This window comes from Hungatella sp. SL.1.14, from assembly GCF_024460495.1.
Lineage (GTDB): Bacteria > Bacillota > Clostridia > Lachnospirales > Lachnospiraceae > Hungatella > Hungatella hathewayi.
Genome location: NZ_JANFYJ010000090.1, coordinates 1 through 756, shown reverse-complemented (window position 1 = coordinate 756; position 756 = coordinate 1). Strand labels below are relative to the sequence as shown.

The 756-nt window shown below is 43.5% G+C and carries 1 protein-coding gene; it reads right to left on the bottom strand.

What is annotated here, in order from left to right; genetic code table 11:
• Positions 1-756: IS1634 family transposase (locus tag NE473_RS30055; RefSeq protein ID WP_155561017.1), on the bottom strand; the 756-nt coding region annotated here is incomplete at both ends.

The window sequence follows — 756 nt, the reverse complement described above, 5'->3', positions numbered from 1 at the left end:
AAATTGAAATTTTCTGAGCGTTTCCAGAATCTCGCTGCAGGTATATTTCTTTTCCAGTTTCTTTTCTAACAGACGGTAGACCAGCAGCGATATGAAGCAGATTAGGAAATGGGCTTTGATCCGGTCCTCTCTTTGGACATATACAGGTCTTGCCAGAAAGTCAGTCTTCATAATCCGAAAGCAGGCTTCTATCTGCCACCGGCCTTCACTCACCTTAAGAATGTCTCCTGGCTGGTCATCAAACAGGTCTGTACAGACGGCATAAAGCCCGTCATACCTTGCTTCCTCTGCAATCTTTGCTTCGTCCAGATAGTATAAGATATCTGCAGTCTCACCATCTTTTGTAACAGCTTCTTTGTCTATAAATCTAGCCGGATCGTTTGGATTTTTTCTGGTTTTCTTATGTTTTCCATCTTTAAGCATATCCATTGCCCGCTGTACTTGCTTTTCCCGCAGGTCTTTTTGATAGGCAGCATATTTAGGGGAGTAGGTGATAATAAGGCGTTGCTCCAGCTTCTTTGAACTGTAAGGCTCCTCTTTATAAAACAGTTCCTGAGAATCAGCTTCGTTTAACTGCTCCAGGTCCGCCGGCTTTCCATCCGATAATCTCCGGAATCCTGTTCTGTTAAGCGCTGCCTCTCTGTATTCAGCTGCAAGTTTTTTTATAGACTGAGTGACAATGAACCCTCTTTTTCCTGTATGGTTGAATAAACGGTTATTCTCTGAAGCAAGACCGGCGTCTGAGCAGAAGATGAA